This window comes from Bordetella tumbae (genome assembly GCF_965139195.1).
Classification (GTDB): domain Bacteria; phylum Pseudomonadota; class Gammaproteobacteria; order Burkholderiales; family Burkholderiaceae_B; genus Bordetella_A; species Bordetella_A tumbae.
Genome location: NZ_CBCSJH010000027.1, coordinates 53,180 through 72,018, shown reverse-complemented (window position 1 = coordinate 72,018; position 18,839 = coordinate 53,180). Strand labels below are relative to the sequence as shown.

The window sequence follows — 18,839 nt, the reverse complement described above, 5'->3', positions numbered from 1 at the left end:
ACGCCGCCTCACGAACCGGCGGGCATGCGCATCGTCCGCCACACTGACAACAGCCCCGCGGCGATGATGAGGCCCATCCCCGCCCAGGCCAGGCCGTCGGGCTGATCGCCCCAGAACCCCATGCCCAGCAAGGCGGCAAAAATGATCGTGGTGTATTGCAAGGCGGCCGTCAACAACGCCGAGCCGACACCAAAGGCCCGCGTCATGGTCAACTGCCCGAACAGGCCCGCCACCCCGATGCCGATCAGCGATGCGTATCCCTGCCAGCCGACCTGTCCCCAGCCCTCGATAGTCAGGCCCAGCGCGCTGCTCAGGCACACGGCCAGCGAGAAAAACAGGACCGTCCGCCATTCTGGTTCGCCGACACGGCCGAGCTGGCGGATCTGCATCATTGCCACGGCGGACGTCGCCCCAGCGCACAAGCCAAACAACGCCGCCATCCATTGGTCGGGATTGATGCTGGGGCGCAATATGGAAATGACCCCGGCAAACCCCAACACCACGGCCAGTATCCGCACGGGGTCGCGCTGCGCTCCGCCCCATCCCAGCATCCAGCAGGCAATAAATAGCGGCGCGGTGTAATTCAGACTGGTCGCAGTCGCCAGCGGCAAATGCGAAATCGCAAAAAAACCCAGCCACATGGACGACACCCCGGCCACGTTGCGCCACACGTGCAGGCGCCAACTGGTCGGCACAATAGACTGACGCCCGGCACGAGCCCAGATCAAGAGCAACACAACCGACGGGAATCCACGGAAAAGGACGATCTGGGGCAACGACGCACCATACTCCGTGGCCATTTTCACAAACGACCCCATGAGGGCAAACATGGCCGACGCCACCAACATCCAAAGAGCCTGCATGGGGGCTACGCGATGAAAATGAAGAAAAACGGGGGAAAGCGCTACTATACTCCGGGTCCGGAAAATCAACGTTGGCCAGACGGGAACTGCCCTGCTTTTTCCCAGTCCAAAAAGGCCCTCATCGCTCGCAGAGGAATACCCAAAGCATGAAACGCATTTTTCTGTTTATCATCACCAACTTGGCCGTCATGGTGGTGCTATCGGCTACGCTCCGCATTCTGGGCGTAGACCGCATGATCACGGCCCAAGGCATCAACATCCAGGCGCTGCTGATCTTTTCGGTGGTGGTAGGCTTTACGGGCGCCATCATCTCGCTGCTGATGAGCAAGCCCATGGCCAAATGGAGCACGGGCGCTCAGGTGATCGACCCGAATGCGCCCCGAGGCGCCCGCGAGGCCTGGCTGCTCGACACGGTGCACCAACTCGCCGACCGCGCCGGCATCGGCCGCCCCGAGGTCGCCATCTACGAGGGCGCGCCCAACGCTTTTGCGACGGGCGCCTTTAAAAACGACTCGCTCGTGGCCGTGTCCACCGGCCTGCTCGACAGCATGACCGAAGAAGAAATCGCCGCCGTCCTCGGCCACGAAGTGGCGCACGTAGCCAACGGCGACATGATCACGCTGACCCTGATCCAAGGCGTGGTCAACACCTTCGTCGTATTCCTGGCGCGTCTGGTCGGCTATTTCATCGACCGCGTGGTGTTCAAGAACGAACGCGGCATTGGCATCGGCTATTACGTCACCGTCATCGTCTGTGAAATCGTCTTCGGCATTCTGGCCTCGATCATCGTGGCCTGGTTCTCGCGCCAACGCGAATACCGTGCCGATGCCGGTTCCGCTCAACTGATGGGCTCGCGTGAACCCATGATGCGCGCCCTGGCCCGTTTGGGCGGCCTGGAGGCGGGCGAGTTGCCCAAGAGCTTCGAGGCCTCGGGTATCGCCGGCAAAGGCGGCCTGGCCGCGATTTTTGCCTCGCACCCGCCCATTCAGTCCCGTATCGCTGCCTTGCAGCAAATGCGCGTCGCCTGAAACGACTCACCAAGGTGATCAGCAACGCCCGCTGATTACCCGTAAAAAACCCGGCTTGACGTATGAATCGTCAAGCCGGGTTTTTTGTCTATAGGGCACTCCAAGGCCCAAGCGCGCCTGCGACGCACCGCAGGCGCTGCCGCGAGGGCCTGTTACTGCCCTGCCCTTAATCCAAGGTCAGGACAGTCGCACCAGTCGTCTTGCGCGAGGCCAACGCCGTCTGCGCCTCGCCCGCGTCTTCCAGGCGATAGCGCTGGTCGATGCGCACCTTGATTTTTTTCTTCAGGACCAGGTCGAACATTTCCTTGGCCGCGGCATTCAGTTTCTCGTGCGTATTGACGTGCAACCCCAGCGACGGACGCGTCACATACAGGCAGCCTTTTTGATTCAGCGTCGCCAGATTCACGCCCGACACGGGGCCCGACGCATTGCCAAAGCTGACCATCAGCCCGCGCGGCTCGATGCAGTCCAGCGACGTTTCCCAGGTATCCTTGCCCACGCCGTCATACACCACGGGGACTTTCTTGCCATTGGTCAGTTCCAGCACGCGCTCGGCCACGTTTTCACGCGAATAATCAATGGTTTCCCATGCGCCATTGGCGCGAGCCAATTCGGCTTTCTCCGGGCTGGACACGGTGCCGATCAGCTTGACGCCCAGCGCCTTGGCCCATTGGCAAGCGATCAAACCCACGCCGCCCGCTGCCGCGTGGAACAAAATGGTTTCATTACCCTGCAGGCGGTAGGTCTGGCGAAACAGGTACTGCACGGTCAGGCCCTTGAGCATCAGCGCAGCCGCATCGTCGAACTCAACGCCCTTAGGCAGCTTGACGACCTGCGCCGCCGGCACATTGCGCGCCTGCGCATAGGCGCCGATCGGGCTCTGGCCATAGGCCACGCGGTCGCCGACTTTCAGGTGCTTGACCTCTGCGCCTACCGCCTCGACCACGCCCGCGGCCTCAAAACCCAGGCCATGCGGCAAGGGATGCGGATACAACCCCGTGCGGTAATAGATATCGATGAAATTCAATCCAACCGCATGCTGGCGGATCGTGATCTCGTTGGCCGCAGGCGGCGGGACCTCGACATCCACGAGTTTCAGGACTTCGGGTCCACCGTGTTGCTCAATACGGATTGCCTTGACGACATTGCTGGTCATACCAGCCTCCTATGTTGTGATGAATATCCAAACTGCCCTGCGGCGACATACCGCGTCATTGCTTTGGCTCCGGACGGCGGCCGCCCATGAGTACCAATATCCCACATAACACCAGCGCGGTCCCCCCTAGCTGCCACAGCGTAATGGGCTCATCCAGCAGCCACGCAGCCAGAAACAAGACCGACACCGGTCCCACCATACCCAACAGCGACGCGGTCGGCGCGCCAATCAGTGCGACCGCCCACATCAGCATGAACACCGGCATCACCGTGTTGAACGTGGCGTGCACAAACGAATAGCCATACACGCCCAACGGCTGAATCAACTCGGACGGGGGATGCACGACAAAGAACTGCACGATACAGGCGATGCACGATACCGTCATGGCATAAGCCACCAGCCGCGTTGCCCCCACGCGCTTGACGAGTTCGCCCGAACAAATCAAGTACACAGCATAGCTGAGCGCCGAGCCAAAAATAAACAAAGCCCCAAGCGCCACATGGGAACCGGTGCCGTGCCCCAGATCTTGCGCGAACACCAGGATCACGCCCAGATACGAAACCACCATGGCCACCCATTGCCGAGGCGAAATCGGACGCTTGAGCCACCAGGCCGACAACAGCACCACCAGCGTGGGAGACAAAAACAAGATCAAACGCTCCAGGCTGGCCGTCACATACTGCAAGCCCAGAAAATCCAGAAAGCTGGATAAGTAATACCCCAGCAATCCCAGCAAACACAGCACGACCCGCTCTCTTCCGGTCAAGACGGCCAGCTCGCCGCGAGCGGCCCTGCGGGACTCGCGCCACGCCACTGCGGCAAAAAACGGCAAGGAAAACAGCATGCGAAAGGCAATCAAGGTAACCGCGTCGATGCCATAGCGATAGGTCAATTTCACGACGATGGCCTTGGCGGCAAACAGTACAGCCCCCACCGTCGCCAGGAAAAAACCAAGGACACGAGGAGAAACAATCGTAGTGAAGCGCAATTGAGAAGGAAGATTCATCAAGGACTTTAAGAAACCAGGGGATTCCGGCGAAAACGAAAAAAACCCTATGCGATGCCCTGCAGCAAAACGGCTAAAGTCACACCGCTATAATCATCAGATCCTAGGAACGGCGACAACCAAGCCAATCCGGTTCCCCGCTCCTCACGACTCACGCATGACCCGTCAACGCGCCCTAGTTTATATCCACATTGCCGCTGTGCTGTTCGGCCTGACAGGAGTTTTTGGCGAACTCATCCAGGCCAGCGCTGCCCTCATTACGCTGGGCCGCGCCGTGTTTGCGGTCGTCGCGTTGCTTGGCTTTTCGCGGCTGCAACGCAAGCCCCTGTTCACATCGCTGACCCCCGCGCAATTATTCATGTTGATTGTCGCCGGCTGCCTGCTGGCGGGCCACTGGGTGACGTTCTTCATCTCGGTCAAGGTCGGCGGCATCGCGGTCGCCACGCTAGGGTTTGCCAGTTTTCCGGCGTTCATCACGCTGTTCGAGGGCCTACTGTTTCGCGAAAAGGTACGCCTGGCGGAATGGCTGGTGCTGGGACTGGTCACCCTGGGGCTGATCCTCGTGACACCGTCGTTCGATCTCGCGGATCAGGGTACGGTAGGGTTGGCCTGGGGCATTCTGTCCGGTCTGTCGTTCGCACTACTGGCGCTGAGCAACCGGCGATCCACTGTCGGCCTGGATGCCATGCAAGTCGCCTGCGGCCAGAACATCGTCGTGGTGCTCGCCATGCTGCCTTTTGCTGCCAGCCAATTGCCGCAGCTCGCCGGCATAGATCTGTTCTGGATTGTCCTGCTGGGCGTTTTCTGCACGGGCCTGTCGCACTATTTGTTCGTGTCCAGCCTGACAAAACTCAATGCACGTACCGCGGGCCTGGTGATAGCACTGGAGCCGGTGTACGCGATCGCCTTTGCCTGGGTATTGTTCTCGCAACAACCCAGCCTGCGCATGATCGCCGGCGCCGTGCTGATCGTAACGGCCATCGTGTGGTCGGGGCTGCGCAAGACGGCACACTAAACATCCACGGGTCGGATTTGTTAACCCGCCAGTACTCGGCGCCCCATCAGTACCTGCATTGACAATTATTGCCTAGGCAATAAAATACCCCTCATGAACGCCCCCCGCTCCGTTACCGACGACGACACTCATGTGCACTACCGCGCCACGTCACGCTGTACTGCCGAGGACAATGTCGGCTTCATGATCAAACAGGTCTATCACTCGCTGACCCGCCTGCTGGACGTGGAAACCGCTCCGTTGGGGTTGACAGCCATCCAATGGCGCCCCATCGCCCTGATTGCGCGCGGCACTGCCGACACGCCGGCCGAGCTGGCACGCTTGAATGGTGTCGATACCGGCGCGATGACTCGCACTCTCGATCGCCTCGAAAGCAAGGGCCTGCTGCGGCGTATACGCAGCCACGAGGATCGCCGCGTCGTCAAAATTGAGCTCACCGAATTGGGCCACGAAAAGGCCAAGGCCATTCCTTCCTGTATTGCCCGCGTGTTGAATCATCACCTGCGCGGATTTTCCAACGAGGAGCACTCGCAATTGCGGCACTTGCTCGGCCGAATGCTGGCCAACGGCTCGGACGGCAAATCCCCCGAGCCCTGATTTCACCATCTCCAAAACCCTGGATCCAAATGGGGATATTCCCCTCGCCAGGGATGTTTTACGCCATAATATTTGCCTAGGCAAATACAGTTTAATCAACAATATTCAGCAAAACGTCAGATTGACTACCCCCCGACGACTGATGAAACCTCTGCTCCCCGTGGCGCTGCTGTTGGTCCTGGCAGGCTGCGCATCAATGGACCCGACGACCGAGCCCGTGGCGCCACTCGAGGCCACACAACTCGGATTGCAGAACGCGTCTGTATCCTGGCCCGACACGCAGTGGTGGCGCCGCTATGGCGACACACAATTGAATACGCTGGTCGATGAGGCCTTGGCCAACAGCCCGTCCATGACGTCGGCTCAAGCCCGACTGGCTCAGGCAAATGCAGCCGTGCGCGGCGCACGCGCGCCGTTGATGCCGCGCGTCGATGCGAACTATTCCCTCAGCCGCGAACACTTGCCCGAAAAATACATTTACCAACCGCCCATGGCGGGGTCTGTAGTCTCGGATAACCGGCTTGCGCTGGACTTCACCTACGAGCTGGATTTCTGGGGCAAGAACCGCGCCCGGCTCAATGCCGCGATTTCACAACGTGCCGCCGCCGAGGCCGACACACAGGCAGCGCGCAACGTGCTGGCTCGCGCCATGGTGCGCAGCTATTTGAATTTGCAGAATGCGTTTGCGCAGCGGCAAGTCCTGCAACGCATCCTGGAGCAACGTACCGATGTCCTGCAACTGACGCGTGATCGTCAACGCGCGGGCCTGGACACACAAGTCGAAGTCAAGCAGGCCGAATCGTCGGTCGCCGCGGCCAAGGTCGACCTGACGCAGACAGAAACCAATCTGGCCCAACTGCGCAACCAGGTCGCCGCGCTGGCAGGGGCTGGTCCCATACGCGGCCAGTCCTTGCAGCCCGTCGTCCTGTCGGCCCGTGCGGGCGTCATACCCGAGAACGTGCCGCTCGAATTGCTGGGCCATCGCCCCGATATCACCGCTGCACGCTGGCGTGCCGAGGCGGCCCAGCGCCAGATCGAGGCCGCCCGTGCCGAGTTCTATCCCAACATCAATCTGGTGGCCTTTGCTGGATTTCAGGCCATCGGGACTGGCAATCTGCTGGACGCCGGCAGCCGCACCGCCGGCATTGGACCCGCTATCACGTTGCCGATTTTTCATGGCGGCGAACTCAATGCCAATCTGGCAGGCCGCAAGGCGGACGCGGACGTAGCAGTCTCGGATTACAACCAGACCGTGCTGGACGCCGTGCATCAGACCGCCGACGCGATCGATGGCCTGCGCCTGATCGACCGCGAAATCGACCAGCAACACCAAGCCCGCGAAGCCATCGACGCCGCCTATGACCTGGCCGTGCAGCGCTACCGGGCAGGCATGGGCAACTACCTCACAGTGCTTGTCGCCCAGACCGGCGTACTGACCCAGACCCGGCTGGATACCGACGTGCGCTTTCGCGCCTACCAGCTCGATGCCGACCTGGCCTATGCCCTGGGTGGCGGCTATGCGCCCGCCGCCGACACGCCGGCAGCCTCTTCTTCTCATTGACCGACCCGGACCCCGACGTCATGACCGCAACTCCTGTAACTCATCCTGCCCGCAAACGCCTGCTCTTGATTGCCGCTGGCGTGTTCATCGTGCTGGCCGTTTTGTATGCCATCTGGTGGGTCTTGTTTGGCTCTCATGTAGAAAGCACCGACGATGCCTACGTGCACGGCAACCTGGTGCAAATCACCCCACAGGTTCCCGGCACCGTGATCGCCATCGAAGCGGGCGACACCGAGCATGTATCGGCCGGCCAAGCCGTGATCCGGCTGGACCCGGCCGATGCCGAAATCGCTCTGCAACAGGCCCAAGCCCAGCTGGCCCAGACCGTGCGCCAAGTCCGCACCCTGTACGTGCAAAACGACTCCCTGGCCGCGGATGTCAACGTTCAACGCGCCAACATCGACCGCGCACAAGCTGACCTGAAACGCGCGCAAAGCGATCTGCAGCGGCGCCAGACGCTGGCCAAATCCGGCGGCGTCAGCGGCGAAGAACTGCTGCACGCACAAACCGAGCTGAAATCCGCACAATCCGGCCTGGCACAAGCTCAGGCCACACTGGCCGCCGCTCAGGCCCGGCTGGCCACCAATCAGGCGCTGACCAACGGCACGACCGTCACCGATCATCCCGACGTCCGGCAAGCCGCTGCCAAACTGCGTGATGCATGGCTCGCCCACACCCGCACGGTCCTGCCCGCCCCCGTCGACGGCCTGATCGCCCGCCGCAGCGTCCAGGTCGGCCAACGCGTCGCCCCCGGCAATACCCTGATGAACGTCGTCCCGCTCGATCAAGTCTGGGTCGAGGCCAACTTCAAAGAAGGTCAATTACGCCGCATGCATCCGGGCCAAAGCGCCACGCTGGTTTCCGACCTGTACGGTGACGACGTCGTCTATCACGGCACCATCGTCGGTCTGGACGCCGGCACGGGCAGCGCGTTCTCGCTGCTGCCCGCACAGAACGCCACGGGCAACTGGATCAAAGTCGTGCAACGCGTACCGGTGCGTATCGAACTCGATCCCGAGGAACTCAAAGCCCACCCTCTGCGCGTCGGACTATCGATGGACGTAGAGGTGGACATCAGCCAGAAAGAGACCTCATCCGGCACACAAGCCAAGCCGCGCCACGAACCCGCCTGGTCGACCCATGTGTTCACCGATACCCAGGCTGGCGCAGATGCGTTGATCGACAAAATCATCAAGGCCAATCTACAACCATGAGCGCTCCCCGTTCCTCTGGACAGCCCAGCGCGCCGCCGCCTTTGGAGGGGGCCACCCGCATCATTGGCTCCATCGCGCTGTCGACTGCGGTGTTCATGAACGTGCTGGACACCTCGATCGCCAACGTCTCGATCCCGACGATTTCCGGGGATCTGGGGGTCAGTTCCAGCCAGGGCACGTGGGTCATTACCTCGTTCGCAGTCGCCAATGCCATCACGGTGCCACTCACAGGTTGGTTGACGCAGCGGTTCGGCCAAGTCCGCCTATTCATCATTTCCACCTTGCTGTTCGTGCTATCGTCATGGCTGTGCGGGTTCTCGCCATCACTGGAGGCGTTGATCGCCTTTCGCGTACTGCAAGGCGCGGTCGCCGGCCCCATGATCCCGCTGTCGCAAGCGCTGATGCTGTCCAGTTTCCCGAAATCCAAAGCCGGCATGGCGTTGGCCATCTGGTCTATGACCACCCTCGTCGCCCCTGTCGCGGGGCCGCTGTTGGGCGGCTGGATCTCGGATAACTACACCTGGCCGTGGATTTTCTACATCAACGTTCCCGTGGGGTTGCTGGCCGCATGGATCAGTTGGCGGATATACCGCGACCGCGAATCCCCCACGAGAAAACTCCCCATCGACAAGCTCGGCCTGGTGTTGCTGGTGATCTGGGTGGGATCCCTGCAAATCATGCTGGACAAGGGCAAAGAGCTCGATTGGTTTGCCAGTCAGACCATCCAGTTGCTTGCCTTGGTGGCGGTTGTCGCATTCGTCTTCTTTTTGATCTGGGAGCTCACCGACGCGCACCCCATTGTCGATTTACGCTTGTTCAAAGAACGCAACTTCACCGTCGGAGCGGTGACGCTGGCGGTGGCCTATGGCGTGTTCTTTGGCAATGTCGTGCTGTTGCCGCTCTGGCTGCAAAGCAATATGGGCTACACCGCGACCTACGCGGGCCTGGTGACTGCTCCCGTCGGCATTCTGGCGATTTTACTGACGCCATTCGTGGGCAAAATGCTGGCGACCCGGGATGCTCGGCTCATCGTCACCGTTGCGTTCATCGTATTCGCGCTCGTGTGCTTCATGCGCTCGAACTTCAACACCGATGTCGACATACGCACCTTGATGATTCCGACTGTCATCCAGGGCGCCGCGATGGCTGCGTTCTTTGTGCCATTGACCTCGATTACCTTGTCGGGTCTGGAGCCATGGCGCATTCCTGCCGCATCGGGGCTATCGAATTTCGCCCGGCTGACAGCCGGCGCATTCGGCACGTCGATTGCCACGACGCTATGGGAAAATCGCGCCACGCAACACCACGCCCGTTTGACCGAAATCGCCAGCCCCGGGCATCAGCCCTTTGACCAGGCCCTCGATACATTGCAAAACGGTGTTGGGATGTCCCACCAGGCCGCCCTCGCCCGGCTGGACGGCCTGATCAACACGCAGGCCTTTACCATGTCCGCAATAGATGTGTTCTATGCCTCGGGGGTGATCTTTATCCTGCTGACGGGGTTGGTATGGTTTGCACACGGCCGGAAGAAAACCGCAGCAGGCGGCGACGGCGGGGCTGCCGAAGCGGCAGCAGGCGCTCACTGAGCCCCAAACGACACACGAACGCGCTGACAGCGATAAACTGCCATCTTTGTGTGCGTAAAACGCGGAACACAACGGCGGGACCAGAAGCCTCTGGTCCCCTGTAGACGCCCGCTCGCACACCTCATCAGTCGAACAACATCTGGAGAACAGTGGTGGCAGGAACCAAGCACAAAATCGCAGTCATCGCCGGCGACGGCATCGGCAAAGAAGTCGTTCCCGAGGGATTGCGTGTCCTGGACGCGGTGGCAACGCGCTTTGGCATTGATTTTCAGTGGGATCATTTCGACTGGAGCTGCGACTACTACGCCAAGCACGGCAAAATGATGCCTGACGACTGGGCGACCCAGATCGGCAGCCACGAAGCGATTTTCTTTGGCGCCATCGGCTGGCCCGCAACCGTGCCCGATCACGAGGCGCTGTGGGGCTCGTTGTTCCAGTTCCGCCGCCATTTCGACCAATACATCAACCTGCGCCCCGTGCGCCTGATGCCTGGCGTGCCCTCGCCCCTGGCCAATCGCAAGCCCGGCGATATTGATTTCTTTATCGTCCGCGAAAACACCGAAGGCGAATACTCCAATAGCGGCGGCCGCCTGTTTGCCGGCACCGAGCGCGAAGTCGTCATCCAGGAAAGCGTCTTTACCCGCATCGGCGCCGATCGCGTCTTGAAATTCGCCTTTGACCTGGCGCAAAAACGCGGCAAACACCTGACCGCGGCCACCAAATCCAACGGCATCTCGATTTCCATGCCCTGGTGGGACGAGCGCGTCGCCGACATCGCTACCCAGTACCCTGACGTGCGTTGGGACAAATATCACATCGACATCCTGTGCGCGCACTTCGTGCAGCATCCGGACTGGTTCGACGTGGTCGTCGCATCGAATCTGTTTGGCGATATCCTGTCTGACCTGGGCCCGGCTTGCACCGGCACCATCGGCATCGCACCGTCGGCGAACCTGAACCCGGAACGCAAATTTCCGTCCCTGTTCGAGCCCGTGCACGGTTCGGCCCCCGACATCTACGGCAAAGGCATCGCCAACCCGATCGGCCAGATCTGGAGCGGCGCGCTGATGCTGGATTTCCTGGGCTACCCGGACGCGTCCAAGGCTGTCGTCAGCGCCATTGAGACCGTACTCGCCGAAGGCCCGCGCACCCGCGACATGCAGGGCACGGCCTCGACCGAAGAAGTCGGCAAAGCCATCGCCGAGATCATCGCGGCTGGTAAATAAACCGCATCAGGCCGGATATCCGGCCATGCGTACGCCTCGGGCACGTGGATAAAACATCTCGCAGAAATTGGAATGACGTTCAATTTTTGAAAGACATCTCATCCACGTGCCCGAGGTGTTTCATCGCCCTCGTCCCTGCTTCCAATCGACACCGCCCAATCGCGATCACGAAGGGATCACGAAGGGCACAACCGTACGAATAGAGCGCACGCCGTCACGGTTCTACAGTCAATAGCCACGCTCTCGCGCGATCACACCCGTCAACGGCTGGCCGTTGAAGAAACGCTCGATCTTGTCGACCACCTGCGCAAGCGTCTCATGCTGCAAGGTGATGGCAGAAACATGCGGCGTCACGGTGACTGCAGGATGCGTCCAGAACGGATGACCGGCAGGCAAAGGCTCTTGGCGAAACACATCCAGCGTCGCTCCCTGCACGTGCCCCGTATTCAGCAGTGCAATCAAATCCTCTTCCACGAGGTGATCGCCTCGCCCCATATTGACGATATGCGCCTGCGGCAACAATTGCTGTAGCGTCTCGCGCCGCAAGATATCGCGCGTATCGGGCGTCAGCGGCAAGGTATTGATCAACACCCGCGTACGCGCCAGAAAGGCCGGCAATTGCTCCGTTCCCGCAAAACTTTCTACTCCGGCAGGCACTTTGCCGCTGCGCGACCATCCTGCCACGGGATAGTCCAACGCTGCCAGCGTCTGCGCGACCTTGGTGCCCATGACACCGGTGCCCAGCACGCCAATCGGCCATGCTTCACGTCGCAACTCGGGCAATGGCTGCCACACGCCCCCACGTTGCTGGGCGACATAATCATCGAATTGCCGGCTCGCCCGGGTCACCGCCCAGACGGCATACTCGGCCATCTGCACGGCCATGCCGGCGTCTTCCAGGCGAACGATAGGCAGATCGGCGGGCAACGACGGCAGCTTCAGCAGCCCATCAACGCCCGCGCCCAGATTGAACGCCACCCGCAGTTTGCGCTCACGCTCGAAAAACTCGGCCGGCGGCGACCACACCACCGCGACATCGGCGTCCTGTGGCGGCAAATCAGCGTGCCACAGCGCCACCTCGGCATCCGGCATTGCCGCCGCTAGTGGTTCGACCCATTTTTCCTGTGCGGCACTATTTGTCGAAACAACCAGAATTTTCATTGCAAGGCCCTCGTGTCAGCATCAACCCTCTATGCTGCCATAGTCTTGCAATACGACCCGGCTGAGCGTGAATCCTCTCGCAGACGAATCCTGGCCGCGCAGAGCGGGGATCCCCGCGCAGGCAAGCCTTGGCCGCGAGTACAAATCACGCGGCGCCACGCGTCAGCGCAGCGCGCAGCACCCGGCAATCAGCGCCGCTTCGATCCCAGCAACGACCCCAGCACCCCACGCACCAACTGCCGGGCCATCGAACGTGCCGTGCTCTTGACGACAGACTGCACCACGCCGTCGCGCTTGCCGCCACGCGGGCCGGTAGAACCAAACAGCAGATCGTTCAAGCCGTCCATCACGCCGCCGGACTCGCTCTGATCAGCCGACCCTTTCTGAGCGCCAGCAGCCTTGCCCGCGGCAGATCCTGCCGTAGCATCTGCCACATCGGTGCTGGCCCGGGCCGTCAAGACCTCGTATGCCGACTCGCGATCAACCGCCTTCGCATACTTGGCCGACATGGTGGGATCCTGACGCAGTGCCTGGCGCTCCGCATCCGTAGCCGGGCCGATACGGCTGCCCGGCGGCATGATCCACGCGCGCTGCGTGGGTTCGGGACGGCCCTTGGCATCGAGCAGCGACACCAGCGCCTCACCCACGCCCAATTCGGTAATGGCCGCCTCGATATCCAGCCCCGGATTCGGACGCATCGTCTCTGCGGCAGTTTTTACGGCCTTCTGATCGCGCGGTGTAAACGCCCGCAGCGCGTGCTGCACACGATTGCCCAACTGCCCCAATACCGTATCCGGAATATCCAAGGGATTCTGCGTCACAAAATACACGCCGACCCCTTTGGACCGCACCAACCGCACAACCTGTTCGATCTTGTCCAGCAGGGCCTTGGGCGCATCGTTAAACAGCAGATGCGCCTCATCAAAGAAAAACACCAGCTTCGGTTGTTCAACATCACCGACCTCGGGCAGTTTTTCGTACAGGTCCGCCAGCATCCACAACAGGAATACGCTATACAGACGCGGAGCCTGCATCAATTTGTCGGCCGCCAGGATGTTGATAATGCCGCGTCCCTGCGCGTCGGTGCGCATCAGATCGGCGACCTCCAGCATCGGTTCGCCAAAGAACTGCTCGGCGCCTTGCGATTCCAGTGTCAGCAGACTGCGCTGAATCGCGCCCACCGATGCCGAGGACACATTGCCGTATTTGGTCTTCAACTCCGCGGCCCGATCGGCCACGTTTTGCAGCATGGCGCGCAAATCCTTCAGGTCCAGCAGCAACTGCCCTTCGTCGTCGGCCACGCGGAACACCAGGGTCAACACCCCTTCTTGGGTGTCGTTCAACTCGAGCATGCGCGATAACAGCAAGGGCCCCATGTCAGAGATCGTGGCGCGCACAGGCAACCCCTGCTCGCCGAACACATCCCATAGCACAGCCGGGTTCGCCCCCCAGACCGGCTCAGGCAACCCGTTGTTTTTCAAGCGTTCCTGCAGTTTGGGTGACGGCGTCCCTGCCTGGGAAACGCCCGTCAAATCGCCCTTGATGTCGGCCAGGAACACCGGTGTACCCATACGGGAAAATGCCTCGGCCAGCACCTGCAAGGTGACCGTCTTGCCCGTTCCCGTCGCCCCCGTAATACAGCCGTGGCGATTCGCCAACGCCGGCAACAACGCCAATTGAGTCTCGTTATTTTTTGCAATGACAATGGGATCAGGCATCAGTACTCTCCGACAGGCAAAATCGTGTCGCAAGTGTAGAACGTAAGCCGCGCTTTGTGCGGGCTTCGGGGACGGGAAAACGGCAGGAATTGTCAATGCCGGGCTATGCAATTGCCCGGCATGGGTAAAGAAGGCACATCCGGCCACTCGTCTGTCCGTCAACCACGGTAAAATGCTGGTTTTGCCGACATTTTCATCTGGGACACCATGGCCGGACACAGTAAATGGGCCAATATTCAGCACCGCAAAGGCCGCCAAGACGCCAAACGCGGAAAGCTCTGGACCAAAATCATTCGTGAAATCACCGTCGCGGCGCGTGCCGGCGGCCCGGATCCCGACAGCAATCCGCGTCTGCGGATGGCCTGGGACAAGGCCACCGACGCCAATATGCCCAAGGACAACATCCAACGCGCCATCCAACGCGGCGCAGGCGGCGCCGACGGCGCCAACTACGAAGAAGTCCGCTACGAGGGCTACGGCATTGGCGGCGCTGCCGTCATCGTCGATTGCATGACCGACAACCGCACCCGTACCGTTGCCGAGGTCCGTCACGCCTTCTCCAAAAATGGCGGCAACCTGGGCCAAGAAGGCTCCGTTGCCTTCATGTTCAAACATTGCGGTCAGTTCGTGTTCGCACCGGGCACGCCCGAGGACGCCGTCATGGAAGCCGCCCTCGAAGCCGGCGCCGAAGACGTGACCACCGATGACGAAGGCGTCATCGAAGTCATCTGCGCCCCGACAGACTACGCTGCCGTGCGCCAGGCATTCGAATCGGCCGGCCTGAAGGCCGAGGTCGACGGCATCATCATGAAGCCGCAAAACGAGACCGAGCTCACCGGTGACGACGCCGTCAAGATGCAAAAACTGCTCGACGTGCTGGAGGGCCTGGACGACGTGCAAGAAGTCTATACCACCGTTGTATTTGACGAAGCCCAGTAGTAACCGCCATGCCCCCAGGGACATACGTCCCCGGGTGGGTCTGCAGTAAAAAACCGACCGGCAAAACGGGGTGACCCGTCAGCCTTTTGTGCCAAGCCTGTGGCGGCAACGCCCTGGCCTCTTTAAGAAGTCATCGAAAAATGAAACTCCTGGTAATCGGCTCTGGCGGCCGCGAACACGCCCTGGCTTGGCGCCTGGCCCGCTCGCCCCGTGTCCACAAGGTCTATGTCGCGCCTGGCAATGGCGGCACCGAGCAGGGCGACCTGCTGCAAAACGTGCCGCTCACCAGCCCTGAGGATCTGGCTGATTTCGTTGAGCGTGAAGGGGTTTCTCTGACGGTCGTAGGCCCCGAGGCGCCTCTGGCAGCCGGCGTCGTCGACGTTTTTCGTGAACGCAAACTGAAAATCTTTGGCCCGACCAAGGCCGCGGCACAGCTGGAAAGCTCCAAAGACTACGCCAAGGCCTTCATGGTGCGCCATGGGATTCCCACGGCCCGCTACGAAACCTTCACTGATCCCGCCCGCGCCCACGCCTACATCGACCAGGAAGGCGCCCCCATCGTCATCAAGGCAGACGGCCTGGCCGCCGGCAAGGGCGTCGTCGTGGCCGCCGATCTGGCCGAGGCCCACGCCGCCATTGACGCCATGCTCGGCGACGGCAGCATGGGCCAAGCCGGTGCCCGCGTCGTCATCGAAGAATGCCTGGTCGGCGAAGAAGCCAGCTTCATCGTCATGTGCGACGGCCGCAACGTCCTGGCACTGGCCACCAGCCAAGACCACAAGCGCCTCAAAGACGGCGACGCCGGCCCCAATACAGGCGGCATGGGCGCCTACTCGCCTGCCCCCATCGTCACGCCGGAACTGCATCATCGCATCATGCGCGAAATCATTCTGCCCACCGTTCAGGGCATGGCGCGTGATGGCATCCCCTATACGGGTTTCCTGTACGCCGGCCTGATGATCGCCCCGGGCGACGATCCGGATCGGTCCATCAAGACGCTGGAATTCAATTGCCGCATGGGCGACCCCGAAACCCAGCCCATCATGATGCGCGTCAAAAGCGATCTGCTCGATGCGCTGGAACATGCCGTCGAGGGCACGCTCGACCAGGCCGACATCACCTGGGATCGCCGTACCGCCCTGGGCGTCGTTCTGGCCGCACACAACTACCCCGGCACACCGCGCAACGGCGACACCATTGCGCCGCTGCCTGCCGAGACCGAAGACTGCACCGTTTTCCACGCGGGCACCCGCCTGGAAAACGGTCAATTGAAAACCTCCGGCGGCCGCGTGCTTTGCGTCACCGCCTTGGGCGACTCCGTCCGCATGGCGCGTGAGCGTGCCTATGCTGCCGTCGACGGCGTGCAATTCGATGGCCGCCAATACCGGACCGACATCGGATGGCGCGCACTGAAACCGTCCCAACAAAAGGCCAAACCTTAATCAAACGCAAAGCAATGGTGGCCTCTCAGGCTTAAGCTATCCAGGTCACGCGGCGTCAGCTTCTCCGCCGCCGCGTCCCACACTGCTGACGATCTTCGTCAGCAGTCAGCCTGAATCCCCATCTGGACACTGCATGAGCAATATCCCCGTTTCCGACGTACGAGACTACCTGACCGGCCTGCAAGCGCGTATCGTGCAAGCTCTCGAGCAAGCCGGCGGCGAGGATTTTCGCACCGACGCCTGGCAGCGTGCCGAGGGTGGCGGTGGTGTGTCTCGCTTGATCGAAGGCGGTCAATTGCTCGAACGCGGCGGCGTATTGTTCAGCCATGTCCAGGGTACCCAGTTGCCGCCCTCCGCCAGTGCCCACCGTCCGGAGCTGGCCGGCCGTCCCTGGCAAGCCATGGGCGTGTCGATGGTCTTGCACCCTCGCAATCCCTATGTGCCCACCGTACACATGAACGTGCGCATGTTCATGGCCGCGGCTCGCCCGGGCCAAGACGAAGACGACGTATTCTGGTTCGGCGGCGGCATGGACCTGACGCCCTACTACGCCTTCGAAGAAGACGCACAGCATTTCCATCAGGTCTGCCACGATGCGTTGGCTCCCCATGGCGACACGTACTATCCCCGCTACAAGCGCTGGTGTGACGAGTACTTTTTCCTGAAACATCGCCAGGAAACCCGTGGCATTGGCGGCGTGTTCTTCGACGACCTCAACGAACCCGGCTTTGACGCCTCGTTTGCGTTGCTGCGCTCGGTCGGTGACGCATTTTTGCCCGCCTACCTGCCCATCGTCGAACGCCGCCGCCATATCCCCTACGAGCAGGCTCAACGCGATTTTCAGGCCTATCGGCGTGGACGCTATGTCGAGTTCAATCTCGTATATGACCGCGGCACCCTATTCGGCCTGCAATCCGGCGGCCGCACCGAGTCGATTTTGCTTTCGATGCCGCCCGTGGCACAGTGGCGCTATGACTGGCACCCCGAGCCCGGCACACCGGAATCCGAGCTCGCCGCCTTCCTGAAACCCCGAGACTGGGTGTAATCCCAGCGCCGCTGTCCACAATGCCTGTCCACTCAGAAAACGAACCCCGTATTGGCCTGCTGGGCGGCAGTTTCGACCCCATTCACCTCGCACACCTGGCGCTGGCTCGCGCTGCCCTGCGTGAATTGCATCTCGCGCAGGTGCAATTCATCCCCGCTGCCAACCCATGGCAACGCGCGCCCTTGAACGCCGCGCCCGAACATCGCCTGCGCATGATCGAGCTGGCGATCGACGGCGAGCCCGGCATGGCCGTCAATCCCATCGAAATCGAACGCGGCGGCGCTACCTATACCGTCGACACTCTACGCGCCTTGCCGTCTGGCGCCCGTTACGTCTGGATCCTGGGCGCCGATCAGCTGACCAATTTCTGCACGTGGAATGAATGGCGAGAAATATCGGCCCGAGTAGACCTGGCTGTCGCTACACGCCCCGGCACGCCGTTGATTCCCCCCGAGGAATTGACGCATTGGCTAGCCAGTCAGAACCGTCAGGATGGTTCCACACACCGCGAATTGACCACGCTGCCCTTTACCCCCATGGCGATCTCCGCCTCTGACATCCGTGCCAGGCTGGCTCGCGGCGACACGACCGAGGGCCTGCTGCCCCCGCCAGTCGCCCGTTACATCGCAGCGCACGGCCTTTACCGCTAATTCCAATAGTCCGACACCGGCAGCCGGACTCGCGCTGCCCTCAAACAGCTCCACCAGGTTTCCCCTCGCGGGTTATATTTACACCCATGGATATTCAAAAATTACAACGCGCCGTCATTGACGCCCTCGAAGACGTCAAAGCCCAAGACATCAAAGTCTTTAACACGACGCATCTCACCAGCCTGTTCGACCGCGTGGTCATTGCCAGCGGGACATCCAACCGGCAAACCCGCGCCCTGGCGTCCAGCGTGGCCAATTGCGGCCGTGCCCTGGACCTGACCGGCATCACCGTCGAAGGCGAAGACACCGGCGAGTGGGTCGTCGTCGACTTGGGCGACATCGTCATCCACGTCATGCAGCCTGCCATCCGCCAGTACTACAACCTGGAAGAAATCTGGGGCGACAAGCCCGTTCGCGTCAAGCTACTGCCCGGGTCAGGTGCCCCCGTACACGCTGCTGACCGCGATACTGGCGAAGACGAGGCCTGAAACCCTCGCTAGCCTGCGCGTTACGGCTCGCCCGGCCGCAGCCTGATGCCCGGCCCAAGCCTGCCGTAGCCGTATACTGAATCTGCCGCAGCCCGAACTCACGCGCCTCACGTTGCGTCGTGTGAGTTCTCTCCAGCCAGAGGC

General features: G+C 61.4%; 17 protein-coding genes. 12 read left to right on the top strand and 5 right to left on the bottom strand.

Annotation, left to right across the window (positions count from 1 at the left end):
• Positions 1-8 precede the first annotated feature (8 nt).
• Positions 9-863 carry a DMT family transporter gene (locus tag ACNA0J_RS21965; protein ID WP_415821020.1) on the bottom strand — a complete coding sequence of 285 codons (855 nt, stop codon included), beginning with the start codon at positions 861-863 and terminating at the stop codon, positions 9-11.
• Between the two features lie 146 nt (positions 864-1,009).
• Here ACNA0J_RS21965 and htpX point away from each other — a divergent pair, with 146 nt between their 5' ends.
• Positions 1,010-1,891 carry a protease HtpX gene (htpX, locus tag ACNA0J_RS21960; protein WP_415821019.1) on the top strand — a complete coding sequence of 294 codons (882 nt, stop codon included), beginning with the start codon at positions 1,010-1,012 and terminating at the stop codon, positions 1,889-1,891.
• Between the two features lie 166 nt (positions 1,892-2,057).
• On the opposite strand, the gene ACNA0J_RS21955 is transcribed toward htpX, so the two are convergent.
• Positions 2,058-3,047, bottom strand: coding sequence for a quinone oxidoreductase family protein (locus ACNA0J_RS21955; protein ID WP_415821018.1), 990 nt, complete (start codon positions 3,045-3,047; stop codon positions 2,058-2,060).
• Between the two features lie 55 nt (positions 3,048-3,102).
• On the bottom strand, positions 3,103-4,053 hold the full coding sequence (locus ACNA0J_RS21950) for a DMT family transporter (RefSeq protein WP_415821017.1): 951 nt from the start codon (positions 4,051-4,053) through the stop codon (positions 3,103-3,105).
• 157 nt (positions 4,054-4,210) lie between these two features.
• Here ACNA0J_RS21950 and ACNA0J_RS21945 point away from each other — a divergent pair, with 157 nt between their 5' ends.
• The 6 genes from ACNA0J_RS21945 to ACNA0J_RS21920 all read left to right on the top strand — a co-directional run bounded on the left by ACNA0J_RS21945 (position 4,211) and on the right by ACNA0J_RS21920 (position 11,252).
• Positions 4,211-5,068 carry a DMT family transporter gene (locus ACNA0J_RS21945; protein WP_415821016.1) on the top strand — a complete coding sequence of 286 codons (858 nt, stop codon included), beginning with the start codon at positions 4,211-4,213 and terminating at the stop codon, positions 5,066-5,068.
• 93 nt (positions 5,069-5,161) lie between these two features.
• The gene (locus ACNA0J_RS21940) at positions 5,162-5,665 is read left to right on the top strand and encodes a MarR family winged helix-turn-helix transcriptional regulator (protein ID WP_415821015.1); all 504 of its coding nucleotides are present in this window, start codon (positions 5,162-5,164) and stop codon (positions 5,663-5,665) included.
• Between the two features lie 142 nt (positions 5,666-5,807).
• A complete protein-coding gene (locus ACNA0J_RS21935) occupies positions 5,808-7,226 on the top strand; it encodes an efflux transporter outer membrane subunit (RefSeq protein ID WP_415821014.1) in 1,419 nt (472 codons plus the stop codon).
• 20 nt (positions 7,227-7,246) lie between these two features.
• Positions 7,247-8,440: an HlyD family secretion protein gene (locus ACNA0J_RS21930; RefSeq protein WP_415821013.1), complete on the top strand. Its 1,194-nt coding sequence runs from the start codon at positions 7,247-7,249 to the stop codon at positions 8,438-8,440.
• The gene (locus ACNA0J_RS21925; protein WP_415821012.1) at positions 8,437-10,026 is read left to right on the top strand and encodes a DHA2 family efflux MFS transporter permease subunit; all 1,590 of its coding nucleotides are present in this window, start codon (positions 8,437-8,439) and stop codon (positions 10,024-10,026) included. The genes ACNA0J_RS21930 and ACNA0J_RS21925 overlap by 4 nt, the downstream gene beginning before the upstream one ends.
• Before the next feature lie 152 nt (positions 10,027-10,178).
• Positions 10,179-11,252, top strand: coding sequence for a tartrate dehydrogenase (locus tag ACNA0J_RS21920; protein WP_415821011.1), 1,074 nt, complete (start codon positions 10,179-10,181; stop codon positions 11,250-11,252).
• 228 nt (positions 11,253-11,480) lie between these two features.
• Here ACNA0J_RS21920 and ACNA0J_RS21915 read toward each other — a convergent pair whose 3' ends face one another.
• Positions 11,481-12,413: a 2-hydroxyacid dehydrogenase gene (locus ACNA0J_RS21915; RefSeq protein WP_415821010.1), complete on the bottom strand. Its 933-nt coding sequence runs from the start codon at positions 12,411-12,413 to the stop codon at positions 11,481-11,483.
• Positions 12,414-12,601: 188 nt separating this feature from the next.
• Positions 12,602-14,131: a helicase HerA-like C-terminal domain-containing protein gene (locus ACNA0J_RS21910; protein ID WP_415821009.1), complete on the bottom strand. Its 1,530-nt coding sequence runs from the start codon at positions 14,129-14,131 to the stop codon at positions 12,602-12,604.
• Between the two features lie 207 nt (positions 14,132-14,338).
• Here ACNA0J_RS21910 and ACNA0J_RS21905 point away from each other — a divergent pair, with 207 nt between their 5' ends.
• From ACNA0J_RS21905 to rsfS, 5 genes are all read left to right on the top strand, one after another.
• Positions 14,339-15,070, top strand: coding sequence for a YebC/PmpR family DNA-binding transcriptional regulator (locus ACNA0J_RS21905; protein WP_415821008.1), 732 nt, complete (start codon positions 14,339-14,341; stop codon positions 15,068-15,070).
• Between the two features lie 140 nt (positions 15,071-15,210).
• Positions 15,211-16,512: a phosphoribosylamine--glycine ligase gene (gene purD, locus ACNA0J_RS21900; RefSeq protein ID WP_415821007.1), complete on the top strand. Its 1,302-nt coding sequence runs from the start codon at positions 15,211-15,213 to the stop codon at positions 16,510-16,512.
• A 133-nt stretch (positions 16,513-16,645) separates the two neighbouring features.
• Positions 16,646-17,557, top strand: a complete 912-nt coding sequence (gene hemF, locus ACNA0J_RS21895; protein WP_415821006.1) for an oxygen-dependent coproporphyrinogen oxidase — start codon at positions 16,646-16,648, stop codon at positions 17,555-17,557.
• 20 nt (positions 17,558-17,577) lie between these two features.
• Complete coding sequence (nadD, locus tag ACNA0J_RS21890; protein WP_415821005.1) at positions 17,578-18,207, top strand: nicotinate (nicotinamide) nucleotide adenylyltransferase; 630 nt, start codon at positions 17,578-17,580, stop codon at positions 18,205-18,207.
• 86 nt (positions 18,208-18,293) lie between these two features.
• Complete coding sequence (rsfS, locus tag ACNA0J_RS21885) at positions 18,294-18,695, top strand: ribosome silencing factor (protein WP_415821004.1); 402 nt, start codon at positions 18,294-18,296, stop codon at positions 18,693-18,695.
• Positions 18,696-18,839: the final 144 nt, after the last annotated feature.

Excerpts from the sequence above, each read along its gene's own strand:
- ACNA0J_RS21965 (WP_415821020.1), bottom strand. The coding sequence starts at position 863 with ATGCAGGCTCTTTGGATGTTGGTGGCGTCGGCCATGTTTGCCCTCATG.
- ACNA0J_RS21950 (WP_415821017.1), bottom strand. The coding sequence starts at position 4,053 with ATGAATCTTCCTTCTCAATTGCGCTTCACTACGATTGTTTCTCCTCGT.
- ACNA0J_RS21910 (WP_415821009.1), bottom strand. The coding sequence starts at position 14,131 with ATGCCTGATCCCATTGTCATTGCAAAAAATAACGAGACTCAATTGGCG.
- ACNA0J_RS21935 (WP_415821014.1), top strand. The coding sequence starts at position 5,808 with ATGAAACCTCTGCTCCCCGTGGCGCTGCTGTTGGTCCTGGCAGGCTGC.
- ACNA0J_RS21905 (WP_415821008.1), top strand. The coding sequence starts at position 14,339 with ATGGCCGGACACAGTAAATGGGCCAATATTCAGCACCGCAAAGGCCGC.
- ACNA0J_RS21925 (WP_415821012.1), top strand. The coding sequence starts at position 8,437 with ATGAGCGCTCCCCGTTCCTCTGGACAGCCCAGCGCGCCGCCGCCTTTG.
- ACNA0J_RS21940 (WP_415821015.1), top strand. The coding sequence starts at position 5,162 with ATGAACGCCCCCCGCTCCGTTACCGACGACGACACTCATGTGCACTAC.
- purD (WP_415821007.1), top strand. The coding sequence starts at position 15,211 with ATGAAACTCCTGGTAATCGGCTCTGGCGGCCGCGAACACGCCCTGGCT.
- rsfS (WP_415821004.1), top strand. The coding sequence starts at position 18,294 with ATGGATATTCAAAAATTACAACGCGCCGTCATTGACGCCCTCGAAGAC.
- nadD (WP_415821005.1), top strand. The coding sequence starts at position 17,578 with ATGCCTGTCCACTCAGAAAACGAACCCCGTATTGGCCTGCTGGGCGGC.
- ACNA0J_RS21930 (WP_415821013.1), top strand. The coding sequence starts at position 7,247 with ATGACCGCAACTCCTGTAACTCATCCTGCCCGCAAACGCCTGCTCTTG.
- htpX (WP_415821019.1), top strand. The coding sequence starts at position 1,010 with ATGAAACGCATTTTTCTGTTTATCATCACCAACTTGGCCGTCATGGTG.
- ACNA0J_RS21955 (WP_415821018.1), bottom strand. The coding sequence starts at position 3,047 with ATGACCAGCAATGTCGTCAAGGCAATCCGTATTGAGCAACACGGTGGA.
- hemF (WP_415821006.1), top strand. The coding sequence starts at position 16,646 with ATGAGCAATATCCCCGTTTCCGACGTACGAGACTACCTGACCGGCCTG.
- ACNA0J_RS21915 (WP_415821010.1), bottom strand. The coding sequence starts at position 12,413 with ATGAAAATTCTGGTTGTTTCGACAAATAGTGCCGCACAGGAAAAATGG.
- ACNA0J_RS21945 (WP_415821016.1), top strand. The coding sequence starts at position 4,211 with ATGACCCGTCAACGCGCCCTAGTTTATATCCACATTGCCGCTGTGCTG.